Below are 18,378 nucleotides of genomic sequence, written 5' to 3'. Positions count from 1 at the left end.
CGAAGAGGGCGACGTGCCCGCGGAGAAGATCACTTGCCGTAGGCCAGCATCAGCTTCTCCTGGCCCTTTGCGCTGCCCGAGAGCCGCGTGGTCGAGATGTAGAAGCGACCGTCCACGTAGTCGACCGCCTTCGAGTAGAAGCCGCTCTCGATCTCCGAGGTCCCCTCGGGGTTCTTCAGGAGCGTCTTCGGCTTGTGCGAACCCGAGAGCGGGATCGAGACGACCTGGCCGCCGGAGTCGTACGAGGGGCTGACGTAGGCGATGAGCGATCCGCCGTCGACCTTCATCGGCAGCATCGATTCCTCAATCGGGGACTTCGTGCGCCAGGCCTCCTTGCCGGTGGCGAGGCTGATCGCCACGACCTCGTTGGCGCCGGACGTCGCCTTGGTCGGCAGGTAGAGGTTCTCGTCGTCGGTCGTCGCGCCCAGGCAGCCCTGCAGACTGCCGCCGAGGAACGTCGAGCCGTCGCACTCGGGCGCGAAGTCCTCGTCGACTCCGACCTCGGAGCGGGTATCACTGCTGTTGGGCTTCAGCGTGGTGATGTTCCACTTCTTCTTGTCCTCGTTGGTGAGGTAGACGATCGTCGGGCTCTCGGAGTAGATCCGGCCGATCTTCCAGCCCTTGGGGAACTTCTTCGTCCACACGGCGTCGCCGGTCTTCGGGTCGATCTGCTGCAGCTCGTCGTGCTCGGTGGGCGAGCTCGCCCCGCACGAGTAGGCGACGAGCAGCTTCTTGCCGCCCGCGAAGCCGCTGGGGAAGCAGGTCCCCGGGTCCTTCTTGTCGGCGACGAAGAGCTGCTTGCCGTCGCTCATCCGCAGCGCCGTGCCCGACTGGGAGCGGCCGACCATCAGGGTGTCGCCGGTGAGGGTGAGGTCGACGTTGGTGGCGAAGTCGAAGAGACCTTCCTCCTTGACCGGCTTCGCCCAGCCCTTGCCGCCCGTCTTCAGGTCGACGACCTGGATCCGGCTGCACTTGGCGTCGTCCTTCTGGCCGTCCTTGTACGCGACGACGATCTTGTTGTCCTTGGTGATCTGCGGGGTCGTGCCACAGATCTTCTGCGGGAACTTGATCGTCGGCCAGGCGGTGTCGCCCGTCTTGACGTTGTAGGCGGTGAGCTCCTTGTACGCGGCCTTGACGGCGATGTCGCCCTTGACCCACATGCCCTTGGCGTCGGCGCCGGAACCGGGCACCTTGGGCGCCTCCTTGTACCAGAGCACCTTCGACTCGCCGGGCTGGCGGCCCGCGTTGAGGTCTTCCTGCCCCTCGCCCCCGTCGCCTTTGCCGTCGCCCGGGTTGACCGGTGCGGAGCCGCTGGCCTTGGGGTCCTCGCTCTTGCCCGCGGTCGGCTTCTTCTTGCCGCCGCCGTCGTCACCGCCGACGACCGCCCAGGCGACGCCGCCGATGACGAGCGCGCCGGCCGCGACGGCGGCCACGATCAGGCCGGGCTTGCCCTTGAAGGGGTTCTTGCTCCCGCCGCCGGGCGGGGTTCCGGGCATGCCGGGGCCGCCGGGGAACTGCGCCTGCTGCTGCGGGTAGCCGTACTGGGGCTGGGCGTAGGGGCCCGGCTGCGTGGGCTGGCCGTAGGGGCCGGGCTGTCCGGGCTGCGTGGGCTGGCCGTAGGGACCCGGCTGACCCGGCTGCGTGGGCTGGCCGTAAGGTCCGGGCTGGTTGTACGGTCCGGGCTGGCCGGGCTGCTGCGGGTAGCCGTAACCGGGCTGGGCAGGCGGCGGGGTCTGCGGGTAGCCGTAGCCGGGCTGGGGCGCGGGCGGAGTCTGCGGGGCCCCCGGCGGCGGAGTCTGCGGGGCCTGCGGTGGCTGGCCCGGTGGCTGCGGCGTGGATCCCTGCTGCGGATCCTGCGGAGCTCCGAAACCGCCGGACGGCGGTTGGTTGGGCGGCTGAGTCATCAGCGCTTCCCCCTTCACTGATTTTTCGGCACGCCAAGTGGTGCTCAGGCCGACCTTTCTATCACCCTGACCGCCTAGCACAACTGACCGGTCCGTCCCCTGTTCCCAAGGGAGGACCGGCCCGTGATGCGTCCGTTACGAGACCTCTACGCGCTCTCCGCGAGCTCCAGCCAGCGCATCTCCAACTCGTCGCGCTCGCTGACGAGTTCACGCAACTCCGCGTCCAATTTGGCCACCTTTCCGAAGTCGGTGGCGTTATCGGCGATTTGGGCGTGCAGCCATGTCTCCTTCGTCGACATCTTGTCCAGCTGCCGCTCGATCTTCTGGAGTTCCTTCTTCGCGGCGCGGGCGTCGGCGGAGGAGACCGTCTTCTGCGGGGCGGCCGGCGCGGCGGACCCCGAGGACCCGTCGGACGCCGAGGACGCGGCGAGAGGGGCCGCGGGGGTGCCCGCGTCCGCCATCCGCTTGCGCCGCTCCAGGTACTCGTCGATGCCGCGCGGCAGCATCCGCATCGTGGCGTCGCCGAGCAGCGCGAAGACCTTGTCGGTGGTGCGCTCCAGGAAGAACCGGTCGTGGGAGATCACGACCATGGACCCCGGCCATCCGTCGAGGACGTCTTCGAGCTGGGTCAGGGTCTCGATGTCGAGGTCGTTCGTCGGCTCGTCGAGGAAGAGGACGTTCGGCTCGTCCATGAGGAGCCGAAGGAGCTGGAGCCGCCGCCGCTCACCACCGGACAGATCGCCGACGGGCGTCCACTGCTTCTCCTTGTTGAAGCCGAACGTCTCGCAGAGCTGCCCCGCGGTCATCTCCCGGCCCTTGCCGAGGTCGACCCGCTCGCGCACCTGCTGCACGGCCTGCAACACCCGCAGCGTCGGGGAGAGTTCGGCCACTTCCTGCGAGAGATAGGCGAGCTTCACGGTCTTGCCGACGACCACACGCCCCGCCTCGGGCTGTACGTCGCCGTCGGAGCGCTGGGCCTCGGCCATCGCCCGCAGGAGCGAGGTCTTGCCCGCGCCGTTGACACCCACGAGGCCGATGCGGTCACCGGGGCCGAGCTGCCAGGTCAGATGCTTCAGGAGAAGCTTCGGCCCGGCCTGGACGGTCACGTCCTCCAGGTCGAAGACGGTCTTGCCGAGCCGCGTCGTCGCGAACTTCATCAGCTCGCTGCTGTCACGCGGCGGCGGCACGTCGGCGATGAGTTCGTTGGCGGCCTCGATGCGGTATCGCGGCTTGCTCGTACGGGCGGGGGCGCCGCGCCGCAGCCAGGCGAGCTCCTTGCGCATCAGGTTCTTGCGCTTGGTCTCCTCGGTGGCCGCGATGCGCTCGCGCTCGGCACGCGCGAAGACGTAGTCGGAGTACCCGCCCTCGTACTCGAAGACGTCCCCGCTCTGTACGTCCCACATGCGCGTGCACACCTGGTCCAGGAACCAGCGGTCGTGGGTGACGCAGACGAGCGCCGAGCGCCGCGTCCGCAGGTGCTCGGCGAGCCAGGCGATGCCCTCGACGTCGAGGTGGTTGGTCGGCTCGTCGAGCACGATCAGGTCGGGCTCGCCGATGAGCAGCTTCGCGAGCGCGATACGCCGCCGCTCGCCACCGGAGAGCGGCCCGATGACGGTGTCGAGGCCCTGCGGGAAGCCCGGCATGTCCAGGCCGCCGAAGAGCCCGGTGAGGACGTCACGGATCTTGGCGCTGCCGGCCCACTCGTGGTCGGCGAGGTCGCCGATGACCTCGTGGCGGACGGTGGCCCCGGGGTCGAGCGAGTCGTGCTGGGTCAGCACGCCGAGCTGCAGACCGCCGTTGTGCGTGACGCGACCGGAGTCCGTCTCCTCCAGCTTGGCGAGCATCCGGATGAGGGTCGTCTTGCCGTCGCCGTTGCGCCCCACGACGCCGATCCGGTCCCCCTCGGACACGCCGAGGGAGACACCGTCGAGCAGGGCACGCGTGCCGTACACCTTGCTGACTGCCTCGACATTGACCAGGTTGACGGCCATTAACGCTCCAGGGAAGGGGATCGATCGGCCTCCAGCGTAGTCGGAGGCGGCGGCCACGGGCCCGGCGGCCGCTGCGGAGACGATCAGCCGGTCCCGCGGGCGGAGCCGTGGAGCGACGGACGCCCGGCCCGCTCCACGAGGAGCCACCCCGCCAAGGCCATCCCCACCGCCACGGGCGCCGTCATCCGCACGGCCACCACCATCGCCGTACGCCCTTCGAGCAGCCCTCCGAAGCCGACCATGGAGAGCCCGAGCACCCCGAAGAGGCAGAGCACGACCCCCACCGCGGCGGCGGGCCCCGAGGCCACGCCCGGTGTGCCTTCCGGCTCCCGCACGGCGCCCGGCCTCTCGAAGCGGCGGAACGCCGCGACCAGCAGCCCGGTGAGCACCGCCGCGGCCGCCATGCGCAGCGGCACCTGCGTCCACCACTGGGCGGTGGCGGGCTCGGGCAGCCGCACGTCCGCCGCGATCAGCACCCCGTACACCCCCAGCATCGCCGTCAGGTGCCACAGGAACGCCGTCATCGAGACCCCGTTCGCCGCCACCACACCCCGCCACACCCGCGGCCGCGCGAGCCACCGCACCGCGGGCCCCCGCAGCAGCTCCACCGCGCCCACCAGCCACATCCCGTGGCAGAGCAGCGCGAAGGTCGGCGGGGCCATGTTCGAGACGCGCTCGCCGGGCATCCCGACCATCGACAGCGGATAGGGCCCGAAGGCCACCAGCGCCGCCGCGCCCACGAGCCCCGCCCCGGCCAGGACGGCGGGCATCCGCAGCCTGCCGTCCGCCCGCAGGAAGCCGAGCTGATGCACGGCGAGCCACACGAAGGCGAAGTTCAGGAACTCCACGTACGGCACCCCGAACGCGAAGCGCGCCGCGTCCACCGCGCCCGCGGCGAGCACGAGGCCGCCGAACGCGCCCCACCCGTAGCGCTCGTGCAGACCGAGCAGCAGCGGTGTGAAGGCGACCATCGCCAGATAGATGCCGATGAACCACAGCGGCTGGGCGACGAGCCGAAGCGTCACGTCGAGCAACGCACCGTCCTGCCCGAGGAGTTGGACCGCCAGGGCGGCAAGTCCCCACACCCCGATGAAGACCATCGTCGGCCGCAGCAGCCGCTGGAGGCGGGCCCGCAGGAACACCGAGTAGACGGACGTGCCCGCCTCGGCCTTCCGGCTCAGGGAGCGGTACGACAGCGCGTGCGAGAAGCCGCCGACGAAGAAGAACACCGGCATGATCTGCAGGACCCAGGTGAGGACCTGCAGACCGGGCACGACGGCGAGGAGGTTGCCGACCTCGGTGCGGCCGTCGTCCCCGACGGTCACCGCCGCCATCAGCCAGTGCCCGACGACGACCGTGCCGAGCGAGGCGACCCGCAGCAGGTCGATGTACCGGTCGCGCCCGGTGGGCGTCTTCTCGGCCAGTTCACGAACGCTTGATCCCATGTACGTACGGTCGCGCGCACCGCGGCCCCCGCGTCAGCGCGTACGTACTCAGATCCGCGCCTGAGTACCTGCGCCCCTAGAGCAGCGTCGCGCCCGGCGCCGGTGACTTAGCGACGCGGGCCGTGCGGCAGGTGCCGGAGGCCGAGAGCGCCGCGGCGATCCGTCGCGCGGACGCGGCGTCCGCGGCGAGGAACGCGGTCGTGGGCCCGGATCCGGAGACCAGCGCGGCCAGGGCGCCTGCGTCGGTGCCGGCGGCGAGGGTGTCGGCGAGTGAGGGGAAGAGCGAAAGGGCCGCGGGCTGCAGGTCATTGGCGACGGCACCGGCGAGAGCCTCGGCATCCCCCTTGCGCAGGGCGTCGAGCAGGGCAGCCGACGCCTCCGGGGCGGGGGCGTCCGGGGTCAGCCGGTCGAACTCGCGGTAGACCGCGGGCGTGGAGAGCCCGCCGTCGGCCACGGCGAACACCCAGTGAAAGGCCCCGCCGACCTCGAGCAGCTCCAACTGCTCGCCACGCCCTGTGCCCAGCGCGGCCCCGCCCACCAGGCTGAACGGCACATCGCTGCCCAACTCGGCGCAGATGTCGAGCAGTTCGTCCCGCGAAGCGCCGGTCCCCCACAGTGCGTCGCATGCCACGAGCGCGCCCGCGCCGTCCGCACTGCCGCCGGCCATGCCGCCCGCGACGGGGATGTCCTTGGCGATGTGGATGTGCACATCGGCGCTGCGTCCATGACGCGCGGCGAGCAGCTCGGCGGCCCTGGCCGCCAGGTTCGTACGGTCCAGGGGCACTTGGGCGGCATCGGGCCCGGAGCAGGTCACGCGCAGCTGCTCGGCGGGGGTCACGGTGACCTCGTCGTACAGCCCGACGGCCAGAAAGACATTGGCGAGGTCATGGAACCCGTCGGCGCGCGCGGCACCCACCGCGAGCTGGACATTGACCTTCGCGGGAACCCTGACCGTCACGCTCACGCGCCCGCTCCCTTGTGCTCGGCGATCCGCGCGAACTCCTCCACAGTCAAAGCCTCGCCGCGCGCCTGCGGGGAGACTCCGGCGGCGACGAGCGCCGCCTCCGCCGCGGCGGCCGAACCCGCCCATCCGGAGAGCGCGGCCCGCAGGGTCTTGCGGCGCTGGGCGAAGGCGGCATCGACGACGGCGAAGACTTCACGCTTCGACGCGGTGGTCTCGACGGGCGCGGCACGCCGCACCAGCGAGACGAGCCCCGAGTCGACGTTGGGGGCGGGCCAGAAGACGTTCCGCCCGATGGACCCGGCGCGCTTCACGTCGGCGTACCAGTTCGCCTTCACCGAGGGCACGCCGTACACCTTCGAGCCCGGGTCGGCGGCGAGGCGGTCGGCGACCTCGGCCTGCACCATCACGAGCGTGCGCTCGATGCTGGGGAAGGTGTCGAGCATGTGCAGCAGCACGGGCACGGCCACGTTGTACGGAAGGTTGGCGACCAGCGCGGTCGGGGCGGGGCCCGGCAGCTCGCGCACGAGCATGGCGTCGCTGTGCACGAGCGAGAAGGAACCGGCCTTCGCCGGGAGTCGGGCCTCGACGGTCGCCGGAAGGGCCCCGGCGAGCACGTCGTCGATCTCGACCGCGACGACGCTGTCCGCGGTGTCGAGCAGCGCGAGGGTCAGCGAGCCGAGCCCCGGCCCGACCTCGACGACCACGTCCTTCGGGCCGACGTCCGCGGTGCGGACGATGCGGCGGACGGTGTTGGCGTCGATGACGAAATTCTGGCCGCGCTGCTTGGTCGGGCGTACGCCCAGGGCAGCGGCCAGCTCGCGGATGTCGGCGGCGCCGAAAAGGGCCCCGGGCTCACTGTTACTCACCACCCCAGGTTACGGTCCCTGACCCCTGGGCCCCGACCAGCCACCCACCCGCCCGATTCCCCCGCGGCACCAAGGATGGGCAGAGGAAGGTGGGATGCCCAGAGGCAGGCAGGGAGCTCGCCCCTCACACACCCGCAGCCGGGAGCGCACGGGAGGGGACGTGCCGGTATGTCCGCCCGGAGCACGGCTCGCGGCACTCCGGCACCGAAGCAGCAACACGGCCACCGGACGATAGCGAGGACGGACATACCGGCGCGCCCCCGCACCCAAAGACGGACCACCCCCGCATCCAGCCCCACGCACCCGCAGCCCGCAGCCCTCAGACCCTCCCCCTACAACCGCCCCCCACAGTGCGGCCAAGGACTGGCCCCCCGCTGCACATACAGCTTCTTCGCGCGGAACGTCTGTTCCTCCGCCGGAGCATCCTGCGGACGCCCCGACCCGCCCAGCCCCTGCCACGTCCGCGTATCGAACTGGTACAGGCCCCCGTACGTCCCCGACGCGTCCACCGCGTTCGGACGGCCCCCCGACTCGCAGTGCGCCAGCGAGCCCCAGTTCAGACCGTCCGCCCCCGACACCGAATTCGGCAGCTGCTTCGTCCCCACCTTCACGATCTGCGTCTGCGGCTCCCGCACCACCTCCGACCGCACCCGCCGCGGCTTCTGCTTGACGCCGTTGACCGTCCGCATCGCGTACGTGACCCGCCGGGTCCCCTGGTGCCCCTGCCGCTCCACGACCTCCGTACCGGCGAACAGCGACGGATCGTCCGTCCGCCGCACGTCGAACGGGATCGGCTCCTCCCGCACCTCCTTGCGCCCGGAGATCCGCATGACGGTGACCGTCTGCCCGTCGCGCGGGAAGCTTCCGGGTGCCACGGACGTCGTGTCCTGGCCGTTCAGGGTGATCCCGGACTCCTCGATCGCCTCCCGCACCGTCGCCGCGTTCGTACGGATGGTCCACTCACGCCCGTCCGCCATGATCGTCACGGTGCGCTCGGTCCGTACGTCGAGATCAAGGCCGTCCCGCGCGATCCGCTTGCTCCGCGAGGCCGACAGATAGGCGCCCTCGGCCCGCACCCCGAGCTGCCGCAGCGCGCCGTCCACCGTGCGCGCCGTCGTCCACACCTCGCGCCGCTGCCCGTCGAGGGTGAGCTTGACGGGCCGGCCGTAGCGGACGGCGATCTCGTCGCCGCTGGCCAGGGCCGTGGTCGCGGTCGGCGCCACGATGTCGTGCGTGCCGAAGTCCACGCCTTCGTCCTCGAGCAGCTCCCCCACGTCGTCCGCGAAGGTGTGCAGGGTCCGCGACTTGCCGTCGACAGTCAGCTGCACGGCCTTGTCGTTGGCGACGAAGGCGGAGGTGCCGCCCGCGAGGAAGGCGACGACCAGCGCCTGCGGCAGCAGCCGCCGCAAGGAATCGGGCCGCTCCGATGACCCCTTCGACGCCTTCGACCGCCCGCCCGCCCGCGAGCTCGACGACCGCGGCTTCGCCTTCTTCCGCCGAGCGGCCCGCCGCGCCTCGGCCCGCCCTCCGTCAGGGACGGCCCCGGTGGCCTGCCGGGGGAAGTAGTCCCCGGCATCGAACTCGGGCTCGAGCTCAACCTCAAGCTCAACCTCCGGCTCCGGCTCATAGGTCGTGCCGCCCCCATAAGACGTCTCGTACTGCGGCGCATGACTCACGACGGCGCTCCAGCGTTCTCGTTCTGGTCCGGATCGGGCGAGGCGGACCAGAACCTAGCGGAGCAATCGTCACTCTCCAAAGCAGCACGACTACGCAGTGTCGCGGCATTGCCCTGAACCAGGGGGCCGCGGGCGTTATCGGTCAGTAATCAAATGCACGCGCCGTATTGACCGAGATCGCCTCGGCCATGGCGTCCTCGCCGATGCCGCGCACCTCGGCCATGGCCCGCAATGTGACCGGAATGAGATACGGCGCGTTAGGCCGTCCGCGGTAGGGAGCGGGCGTGAGGAAGGGCGCGTCCGTCTCCACGAGCACGAGATCCAGCGGGGCGACGGCCAGCGCGTCCCGCAGACCCTGCGCGTTCTTGAACGTCATGTTGCCCGCGAAGGACATGAAGTACCCGTTCTCCGCGCACACTTGGGCCATCGCCGCGTCGCCCGAGTAGCAGTGGAAGACGGTGCGCTCCGGAGCCCCCTCCTCCTTCAGGACCCGCAGCACATCCTCGTGCGCCTCGCGATCGTGGATGACCAGGGCCTTGCCGTGCCGCTTGGCGATCTCGATGTGGGCGCGGAAGGACCGCTCCTGGGCGGCCTTGCCCTCGGGGCCCGTGCGGAAGTAGTCGAGCCCGGTCTCGCCCACGCCCTTGACCTGAGGCAGCGCGGCGAGCCCGTCGATCTCGGCGAGCGCGGCGTCGAGGGCGCCCTCGCCGCCCGCCTCGCGCGCCCCCTGCCGGGACCACCCGTCGGGGTCGCCGAGCACGATGCGCGGCGCCTCGTTGGGATGCAGGGCGACGGTGGCGTGCACGCTCTCGTACGCGGCGGCCGTCCGGGCGGCCCAGCGCGAGCCCTGCACGTCACAGCCCACCTGGACGACCGTCGTTACGCCCACCGCCGCGGCCTTGGCCAGGCCCTCGTCCACCGTCCCCGACTGCATGTCGAGGTGGGTGTGGGAGTCGGCGACCGGAACCCGCAGGGGTTCGGGCAGCGGCGGTGCGGCGTTCTTGGCGTCGGAAGGCATGCCCCCGATCCTACGAAGGGGACGTCAGCCCGCCCAAAGAGCCGTCATCCCGCCTTGCGGTGGTGGAAGGGATGCAGCAGCGCCGACAGATGCCAGTGGTGATGCTTGGACTCGTGGGTCTTTGCCGCATCGGCCCCGGGATCGGCCCCGGCCCCGGACTCCGCCGTGTCCCCCGCCGCCGCGCGCGGCGCGTGATGCCGCTGCCGCTGCATCAGATCGAGCACCGACGACACCTGCCCGGCCCTCATGATCCGCACGACATGGCCGCCGCAGTTCAGGCACGTCGGCCGGGTCAGGGGCGACGGCACACGCCGGCCGTTCGCCACGTACACCACGAATTCCTTGCCCCTGCCGTCCACGTGATGCTCGATCTCGTACGACTGTTCCCAGCCGTGCCCGCACCGCATACAGGCGAAGGCATACGACTCGTGAACGGTGTTTGTCCTGGATATCGCGTCGGACGCCGTGGTGTCGTGACCGGTGTCGGCGATCTCACTCATGCCAGCTCCTCTTGTCCGCTGGACAAGCGCTGCCGGGCGGGATTTCCTCCCGGCCGGAAGCGTGGGGACGGGTGCGTCCCCTTTGACCAGTGGACGCCTTTCCCGGAGCGAGCGCATCAGACCTGTCGACAGTTGAAGGCGATTTGGCCTTTCCATAGCCTTCAGGCCCGGTGCGCGGCCCGCACTTTGCTTTTTACGATAGTCCTTTGCCGTCCGATGGGGCGGCCTGAGCCGCATTCTTTGCCGCCACGACCGCATCGAACACGTCGCGCTTGGGTACCCCCGCGTCGGCCGCGACGGCGGCGATCGCCTCCTTGCGTCGCTCCCCCGCCTCCTCGCGCACCCGCACCCTGCGCACCAGCTCCTCCGGACCCAGGTCACCAGGGCTTTTCTCGGGTGCGCCCTCGACGACGACGGTGATCTCACCGCGTACGCCGTCGGCCGCCCACTCCGCGAGGTCCTTCAGCGAACCGCGCTTGACCTCTTCGTACGTCTTGGTCAGCTCGCGGCAGACCGCGGCCCTGCGCTCGTCGCCGAACGCCTCGGCCATCGCGACGAGGGTGTCGTCGATCCGGTGCGGTGCCTCGAAGTAGACGAGAGTGCGACGGTCCTCGGCCACCTCGCGCAGCCGCGAGAGCCGCTCGCCCGCCTTGCGCGGCAGGAAGCCCTCGAAGCAGAAGCGGTCCACCGGAAGGCCCGAGAGCGCCAGCGCGGTGAGCACGGCGGACGGTCCTGGCACGGCGGTGACCCGGATGTCCTTCTCCACGGCCGCGGCGACGAGCCGGTACCCGGGGTCGGAGACCGACGGCATCCCCGCGTCGGTCACGAGCAGCACCCGCGCACCGCCGACCAGCGCCTCGACGAGCTCGGGCGTGCGCGCGGTCTCGTTGCCCTCGAAGTACGAGACGACCCGCCCGCCCACCTGCACGCCGAGCGCCTGGGTGAGCCTGCGCAGCCGCCGGGTGTCCTCGGCGGCCACGACGTCGGCCGACTCCAGCTCGGCGGCGAGCCGCGGCGGTGCGTCCGCGACGTCGCCGATGGGCGTGCCCGCGAGGACGAGGGTTCCGGGGGACGGGTTTCCGGGGGAATCAGCGCTTCCTGTCACGGTTCCATCCTCGCAGGGGCCAGGGGACGGGACTCACACAGTCGGGTTCCCTACGATGGCGCGGTGACCAGTACCGCGTCTTCCCCGGACACCCGCCAAAGCCAGGCAGCCGAGGAGCAGCAGCCGTCGTGGCAGCACAGGCTGCGCCGCTTCGGTTACGTGGCGCGCACCACCGGGCCCGCCCCCGATGTCCGGGCCCGGCTCGTGCCCGCGTACACCGAACCGAGCCCCCGGCTGTGGGCGTCGATCGGCATGCCCAGGAGTTACGCCGATCAACTGGTCCGGTGGTCCGGCTGGATCGGCCCGTTGCTGATCACACTCGTCGCGGGGATCACCCGGTTCTGGAATCTCGGCAACCCGAAGGCCGTGATATTCGACGAGACGTATTACGCGAAGGACGCCTGGGCGCTGATCCACCGGGGCTTCGAGGTCAACTGGCCCGAGAAGGTCAACGACACCGTCCTGGAGCAGGGTTCGAACGTCACGATCCCCACGGACGCCGCGTACGTGGTGCATCCGCCGGTCGGCAAGTACGTCATCGGCATCGGTGAGTGGATCTTCGGCTTCGACCCCTTCGGCTGGCGCTTCATGACGGCGGTGCTCGGCACCCTGTCGGTCCTGATGCTGTGCAGGATCGGGCGGCGGCTCTTCCGCTCGACGTTCCTCGGCTGTCTGGCGGGCGGGCTGCTCGCGGTGGACGGTCTGCACTTCGTGATGAGCCGCACCGCGCTGCTCGACCAGGTCCTGATGTTCTTCGTGCTCGCCGCGTTCGGCTGCTTCCTCATCGACCGGGACAAGGCGCGGGAGAAGCTCGCGGCCGGGCTGCCGACGGACGGCGACGGGATCGTACGCCCCGACGCGTACGTCGCCGAGACGCTGCGCCTCGGCTGGCGGCCCTGGCGCTGGGCGGCGGGGCTCTGCCTCGGCCTGGCCTTCGGCACCAAGTGGAACGGCCTGTACATCATGGTCTTCTTCTGCTTGATGACCGTCCTGTGGGACGTGGGCGGCAGGCGCGTCGCGGGCGCCGTGCACCCCTACCGCGCGGTCCTGAAGCGGGACGTCCTCCCGGCGTTCGTCTCGACGGTGCCGGTCGCGATCGGCACGTACGTCCTGTCCTGGCTCGGCTGGATCCTCTCCCCGACCGACGGCTCGGGCGGCTACTACCGCAACTGGGCCGCCACGGACGGCAAGGGCGGCGACTGGACGTGGCTGCCGGACTGGCTGCGCAGCCTGTGGCACTACGAGAACGCGGTGTACGACTTCCACGTGGGGCTCTCATCGCCGCACACCTACCAGTCGAACCCGTGGAGCTGGATCGTCGACGGCCGCCCCGTCTCGTACTTCTACGAGTCGCCGCTGCCCGGCAAGGACGGCTGCCCCGCCGGCACCGCCGAGAAGTGCGCCCGCGAGGTCCTCGCGCTCGGCACTCCGATGCTGTGGTGGGCGGGGGCGTTCGCGCTGCTCTACGTGCTGTGGCGGTGGGTGTTCCGCCGTGACTGGCGCGCGGGGGCGATCGTGTGCGGGATCGCGGCGGGTTATCTGCCGTGGTTCATGTACCAGGAGCGGACGATCTTCTTCTTCTACGCCGTCGTCTTCGTGCCGTTCCTCTGCCTCGCGGTGGCGATGATGATCGGCGCGATTCTGGGCCCGCCCGGCTCCGGCGAACGGCGGCGGGTGGTGGGCGCCGCGGCATCGGGCGTCCTGGTGCTTCTGATCCTCTGGAACTTCATCTGGTTCTGGCCCATTTACACCGGCCAGGCCATTCCCATCGATTCCTGGCGGGCCCGCATGCTCCTGGACACCTGGGTCTAGTGGACAGGGGACTCCGGAACGTCCATGTAGTGAGCACCTAGGACACCTTCGGATAACAGCCACCTCGTGCGTCACCCCCTCCGCTTAGGGTTCGGGGCGAACCACCCTCCCGGACACATTCGGGAGGGCTCCTGGGGAGGGGGCGCGAGATGCGCAAAGGGGTAAAGGTCACTCTGGTCGGCGGGGTGTTCGCCGTCATGGTGGGGGGCGCCGGGTACGGCGCGTACAACCTGGTGAACGGCGTGACCGGGGGCGGCGGTTCGCCGGCCGCGGGTCCGGCTGCCGTGAGGACGGGGCCGCCGACGAGCGGCGAGATCGGCGCGGCGACGGAGAAGTTCTTCGCCGCGTGGGCCAAGGGCGACGCCGAGGAAGCCGCTTCGTACACGAACAACGCCGAAGTGGCCTCGAAGATCCTGACCGGCTACCGCGAGGACGCCCACCTGACGAAGGTGAAGCTCACACCGGGCAGGGCGACCGGCACGATCGTGCCGTTCTCCGTCCGGGCCACGGTGTCGTACAAGGGGAAGACCAAGCCGCTCGCCTACGACTCCGAACTGACCGTCGTCCGCGGCGAGACCACCGGCCGCGCGCTCGTCGACTGGGACCCCTCGGTCGTCCACCCGGACCTGAAGAGGGACGACACCCTGCAGACCGGCGAGGCCGCGGCGCCCCCCATCCAGGCCGTCGACCGGAACGGCCAGGTCCTGGACAAGAAGGACTACCCGTCGCTCGGCCCGGTCCTGGACCAACTGCGCGCGAAGTACGGCGACAAGGCGGGCGGCACGCCCGGCATCGAGCTCTACGTCCAGCACGCGGACGAGGACGCGGGGGCCGAGACGCTCCTCACACTCGCCAAGGGCAAAGCGGGCCAGTTGAGGACGACGCTGAGCGCGCCCGCGCAGCGAGCCGCCGAGAAGGCGGTGGCGCAGCACGCGAACTCCTCGGTGGTCGCCGTGCAGCCCAGCTCCGGCGAGGTCCTGGCGGTGGCCAACCACCGCCAGGACGGGTTCAACGCGGCCTTCGAGGGCAAGCTGGCCCCCGGCTCGACGATGAAGATCGTCTCGGCGGCGACGCTCATCGACAAGGGCGTGGCGAAGGCGAGCGGCCCCGCGCCCTGCCCGGACAGCGCGACCTGGCAGAGCCGCACCGTCAGCAACCTGCCGGGCCTGGCCCCGGACGAGAACGCGACCCTGGCGGAGAGCTTCGCCCGCTCCTGCAACACCGCGTTCGTGAAGCTGGTCGACGAGGACGGCATGACGGACGGGACCCTCACCGAGGAGGCGCAGAACCGCTTCGGCCTGGGCCTCGACTGGAAGGTGGGCATCCGGACGGTGGACGGCTCGGTCCCCGCGTCCGGCGGCGGCGACCGCGCGATGAACATGATCGGCCAGGGCGAGGTGCAGATGAACCCGCTCAACATGGCGTCGGTCACGGCGACCGCGATGACGGGAGCCTTCCGGCAGCCGGTCATCGTCGCCCAGGGCCTGGACAACCGTGAACTGGCCCAGGCGGACGGCCTGCCCGCGTCCACCGTCCAGCAGCTGCGCCAGATGATGAACCGCACGGCGGTCAGCGGCACCGGCGCCCGCGCCATGTCCGGGCTCAGCGGCAGCATCGGCGCGAAGACGGGATCGGCGGAGGTCGACGGCCAGGCGACGCCCAACAGCTGGTTCACGGGCTACCGAGGGGACGTGGCGGCCGCCTCCGTGGCCCAGGAGGGCGGCCACGGAGGCGACACGGCGGGCCCTATCGTGGCGGCGGTGCTTGCCGCAGGCAGTTGAGGTGATTGGTCGGGGGCTTCATGAAAGCCCCCTAGTGTGGGGCCTTCCGGTGCAGAGCTTGGGGGCTCTGGGATCTGCGGAGGGTCAGTGGGCAAGCGAGGGCGCGCCAGCGAGCGCAAGGGCATCAAGAACATCACGGGCAGACCGGGTACTCCCGGTACGCCGGGCACACCGGGCGCGAGGAGCGCCAAGGTGCACCCCGGCGTGCTCGGCGGAGCCGCCGCCGTGGTCGTGTGCGGCGTGGGCATCGCCGCGTACAGCCTGATCGGTGGCTCGTCCGGCGACGACGGAGGCCCGACGGTCGACGAGAAGCCGGTGGCCGCGGGCCCGCCGACGGCCTCCGAGGTCCGTGCCACCACCAAGGGCTTCCTCGCCGCGTGGGAGAAGGGCGACGTGGCCAAGGCCGCGGCGTTCACGGACGACCTGACGGCGGCGAAGACCGCGCTCACCGCGTACGCCAAGGACTCCCACCTGACGCGGGTGAAGATGGAGCCGGGCAAGCGGGCGGGCGCCAAGGTGCCGTTCTCGGTCTCGTCGACGGTCTCGTACGAGGGAAAGAGCAAGCCCTTCGCCTACGAGTCCGAGCTCACCGTGGTGCGCAGGAAGCACGACGGCAAGACGCTGATCGGCTGGCAGCCCTCCGTCGTCCACCCGGACCTGAAGGACGGCGACCGCCTGGTCACCGGCGAGGCCGGGGACCCGCCGATCAAGGCGGTCGACCGGGACGGCGGCGAGCTGACCAAGGCGAAGTACCCCTCCCTCGGCACGGTGCTCGACAGCATGCGTGAGAAGTTCGGCGAGAAGGCCGGCGGCACCGCGGGCGTCGAGCTGCGTGTCGTGCGCAAGGACAGCGCGAAGGACGCCGAGAAGTCGGCGACGACCAAGGACGACGCCAAGGCGACGCCCGACAAGACGCTCCTCACGCTCTCCCCCGGAACCCCCGGCACCCTGAAGACGACCTTCGACGCCTCGCTCCAGGCGGCGGCGGAGAAGGAGACGGCCAAGCGCAAGCAGGCTTCGGTCGTCCTGGTGAAGCCGAGCACGGGCGAGATCCTGGCGGCCGCCAACTCCAATCCCAGCGGCTTCAACACGGCGTTCCAGGGCTCGCTCGCCCCCGGTTCGACGATGAAGGTCATCACGTCGTCCCTGCTCCTGGAGAAGAAGCTCGCGGGCGTCGACAAGAAGCACCCGTGCCCGAAGTACGTGACGTACGGCGGCTGGAAGTTCCAGAACGACGACAAGTTCCAGATCAAGGACGGCACGTTCCGCGCGAGCTTCGCCCGGTCCTGCAACACGGCTTTCATCAGCCAGGCCGAGAAGCTCGAGAACGACTCCCTGACCAAGCAGGCGCAGGAGGTCTTCGGTCTCGGCCGCGACAACTGGTCGATCGGTGCCCCGTCCTTCGACGGTGCGATCCCCGTGCAGAGCGACGCGCAGATGGGGGCGTCGCTGATCGGTCAGGGCGGGGTCCGCATGAACCCGCTGAACATGGCGTCGGTGGCGGCCACGGTGAAGTCGGGCACGTTCAAGCAGCCGTACCTGGTCTCCCCGGACGTCGACAAGCGCACGCTCGCGACGGCGCCCCGGAAGATGTCGGGCGCGACGGCTTCGGCGCTGCGCGACCTGATGCACTACACGGCTGTCGCGGGGACCGCGGTGAAGCCCATGTCCGGGCTCGGCTCCGACATGGGCGCGAAGACGGGTTCCGCCGAGGTCGACGGCCAGAAGAAGCCCAACGGCTGGTTCACGGCGTACCGCGGTGATCTGGCGGCGGGAGCGGTGGTGCAGGAGGGCGGACACGGCGGCGACTCGGCGGGGCCGCTGGTGCGGGCGATGTTCCAGGCGGGGCGTTAGCCGACCCCGGTGGCGGGACCTTGGCGGGTCTCGCTCACCGGGACCCGCTGTCCGGCATGCGGATACGTGGTCGCGTGCCCTGTACACAGACCGCTAGCGTGCCGGGCATGAGCGCTACGGATTCACCCGCACACCCCCGCTTCGCCGCGGCCCTGAGCGAGCTCGGCCTCGCTGAACTCGTCAGCGAGGTCCGCCGCTTCCCCGAGGCGACGCGCACCGCCCAGGAGGCCGCGACGGCCATCGGCTGCGAGCTGAGCCAGATCTGCAAGTCGCTGATCTTCGCCGCTGACGGTGTGCCGGTCCTGGTCCTGATGGACGGGGCATCGCGGGTCGATCCGGAGCGCGTGCGGTGGGAGCTGTGCGCGGCGAAGGTGACGCGCGCGAAGGCGGACGTCGTCCGGGAGACCACCGGTTATGCGATCGGCGGCGTACCGCCCTTCGGGCACGTGACGAAGACGCGGGTCCTTGCGGACCGCTCCCTGCTCGACCACGACGTGGTGTGGGCGGCGGCGGGCACTCCCTACGCCGTCTTCCCCATGGCGCCCAAGGACCTGATCCACCACGCGAACGGCACCCTGGTGGACGTGCGCGAGCTCGCCAAGTGACGCCCCTGGTCACGGCGGCGGTCCTGCTGGCCGCCGTCACGCACGCGAGCTGGAACGCGATCGCGCACCACATCACCGACAAGCTGGTCGGCTTCACCCTCATCTCCGGCGGCGGCCTCCTGATCGGCCTGCTCATCGCCCCCTTCGCGGCAGTGCCGGCGGCCGGGGCATGGCCGTACCTGGTGGTGTCGGCACTCATACACGTCGGCTACTACGCCCTGCTCATGAAGTCGTTCAAGCTGGGCGACTTCGGCCAGGCGTACCCGATCGCGCGCGGCACGGCGCCCCTGGTGGTCACCGTCCTCGCCGCGGTCTTCGCGGGCGAGGTGCCGGACGGCTGGCAGGCGGCGGGAGTCGCGGTCTCCTGCGCGGGCCTGACGGGACTCGCCCTGTGGGGCATACGCGGGACGGGCCGCCGCCCCGACTGGGCGGCGATCGGCGCGGCGCTGGCCACGGGTGTCTCGATCGCGGCGTACACGGTGGTGGACGGGCTCGGCGTCCGGGCCTCCGGTTCGTCCATGGGCTACATCGCGTGGCTGATGATCCTGGAGGGCCTCGCCATCCCGGTGTACGCGGCGTACCGCTGGCGCGGCGAACTGGTGGGGAAGTTGCGCCCGTTCGCGAAGGTGGGCCTGCTGGGAGCGGCGCTCTCCGTGGCGGCGTACGGCCTGGTCCTGTGGGCCCAGACAAAGGCGGACCTGGCGCCGATCTCGGCGCTCAGGGAGTCCTCGATCATCGTCGGGGCGGCGATAGGCGCGATCTTCTTCAAGGAGAAGTTCGGGGCGCCGCGGCTTGTGGCGGCGGGACTGATGGTGGCGGGAATCGGCCTGATGCTGCACGCGGGCTGAGGCCGCGGT

General features: G+C 70.8%; 14 protein-coding genes. 5 read left to right on the top strand and 9 right to left on the bottom strand.

All coding sequences use genetic code 11. The features are described from left to right. Window positions 1-29: 29 nt before the first annotated feature. The 9 genes from AC07AG_RS21785 to rsmI form a co-directional block, all read right to left on the bottom strand. Complete coding sequence (locus tag AC07AG_RS21785; RefSeq protein ID WP_478756821.1) at window positions 30-1,904, bottom strand: outer membrane protein assembly factor BamB family protein; 1,875 nt, start codon at window positions 1,902-1,904, stop codon at window positions 30-32. A 146-nt stretch (window positions 1,905-2,050) separates the two neighbouring features. Continuing rightward, a complete protein-coding gene (locus AC07AG_RS21780; protein ID WP_478756819.1) occupies window positions 2,051-3,895 on the bottom strand; it encodes an ABC-F family ATP-binding cassette domain-containing protein in 1,845 nt (614 codons plus the stop codon). A gap of 83 nt (window positions 3,896-3,978) precedes the next feature. Continuing rightward, window positions 3,979-5,340, bottom strand: a complete 1,362-nt coding sequence (locus tag AC07AG_RS21775) for an acyltransferase family protein (RefSeq protein ID WP_478756817.1) — start codon at window positions 5,338-5,340, stop codon at window positions 3,979-3,981. A 76-nt stretch (window positions 5,341-5,416) separates the two neighbouring features. Next, on the bottom strand, window positions 5,417-6,304 hold the full coding sequence (locus AC07AG_RS21770; protein ID WP_478756815.1) for a 4-(cytidine 5'-diphospho)-2-C-methyl-D-erythritol kinase: 888 nt from the start codon (window positions 6,302-6,304) through the stop codon (window positions 5,417-5,419). Further along, window positions 6,301-7,170 (bottom strand): 16S rRNA (adenine(1518)-N(6)/adenine(1519)-N(6))-dimethyltransferase RsmA, encoded by an 870-nt coding sequence (gene rsmA / locus AC07AG_RS21765; RefSeq protein ID WP_478756813.1) that lies wholly within the window; start codon window positions 7,168-7,170, stop codon window positions 6,301-6,303. Before rsmA ends, AC07AG_RS21770 begins: the two co-directional genes overlap by 4 nt. Before the next feature lie 332 nt (window positions 7,171-7,502). Continuing rightward, window positions 7,503-8,846: a ubiquitin-like domain-containing protein gene (locus AC07AG_RS21760; protein ID WP_478756811.1), complete on the bottom strand. Its 1,344-nt coding sequence runs from the start codon at window positions 8,844-8,846 to the stop codon at window positions 7,503-7,505. A 142-nt stretch (window positions 8,847-8,988) separates the two neighbouring features. Further along, window positions 8,989-9,864: a TatD family hydrolase gene (locus AC07AG_RS21755; RefSeq protein ID WP_478756809.1), complete on the bottom strand. Its 876-nt coding sequence runs from the start codon at window positions 9,862-9,864 to the stop codon at window positions 8,989-8,991. 44 nt (window positions 9,865-9,908) lie between these two features. Beyond that, window positions 9,909-10,364: a hypothetical protein gene (locus AC07AG_RS21750; protein ID WP_478756807.1), complete on the bottom strand. Its 456-nt coding sequence runs from the start codon at window positions 10,362-10,364 to the stop codon at window positions 9,909-9,911. A gap of 193 nt (window positions 10,365-10,557) precedes the next feature. Then, window positions 10,558-11,469: a 16S rRNA (cytidine(1402)-2'-O)-methyltransferase gene (gene rsmI, locus AC07AG_RS21745; protein WP_478756805.1), complete on the bottom strand. Its 912-nt coding sequence runs from the start codon at window positions 11,467-11,469 to the stop codon at window positions 10,558-10,560. Between the two features lie 63 nt (window positions 11,470-11,532). Here rsmI and AC07AG_RS21740 point away from each other — a divergent pair, with 63 nt between their 5' ends. The 5 genes from AC07AG_RS21740 to AC07AG_RS21720 all read left to right on the top strand — a co-directional run bounded on the left by AC07AG_RS21740 (window position 11,533) and on the right by AC07AG_RS21720 (window position 18,369). Next, entirely contained in the window at window positions 11,533-13,281 is a 1,749-nt protein-coding gene (locus tag AC07AG_RS21740; protein WP_478756803.1) for a dolichyl-phosphate-mannose--protein mannosyltransferase, read from the top strand. A 149-nt stretch (window positions 13,282-13,430) separates the two neighbouring features. Further along, window positions 13,431-15,062: a penicillin-binding transpeptidase domain-containing protein gene (locus AC07AG_RS21735; RefSeq protein ID WP_478756802.1), complete on the top strand. Its 1,632-nt coding sequence runs from the start codon at window positions 13,431-13,433 to the stop codon at window positions 15,060-15,062. A gap of 87 nt (window positions 15,063-15,149) precedes the next feature. Then, window positions 15,150-16,916: a penicillin-binding transpeptidase domain-containing protein gene (locus tag AC07AG_RS21730; protein ID WP_478756801.1), complete on the top strand. Its 1,767-nt coding sequence runs from the start codon at window positions 15,150-15,152 to the stop codon at window positions 16,914-16,916. 107 nt (window positions 16,917-17,023) lie between these two features. After that, the gene (locus AC07AG_RS21725) at window positions 17,024-17,521 is read left to right on the top strand and encodes a YbaK/EbsC family protein (protein WP_478756799.1); all 498 of its coding nucleotides are present in this window, start codon (window positions 17,024-17,026) and stop codon (window positions 17,519-17,521) included. Beyond that, the gene (locus AC07AG_RS21720) at window positions 17,518-18,369 is read left to right on the top strand and encodes an EamA family transporter (RefSeq protein ID WP_478756797.1); all 852 of its coding nucleotides are present in this window, start codon (window positions 17,518-17,520) and stop codon (window positions 18,367-18,369) included. The genes AC07AG_RS21725 and AC07AG_RS21720 overlap by 4 nt, the downstream gene beginning before the upstream one ends. Window positions 18,370-18,378 lie beyond the last annotated feature (9 nt).

The organism is Streptomyces sp. NPDC044044 (genome assembly GCF_056434405.1).
The sequence above is the reverse complement of the archived record's forward strand: the minus strand, read 5'-3'. Positions and strand labels throughout refer to the sequence as shown.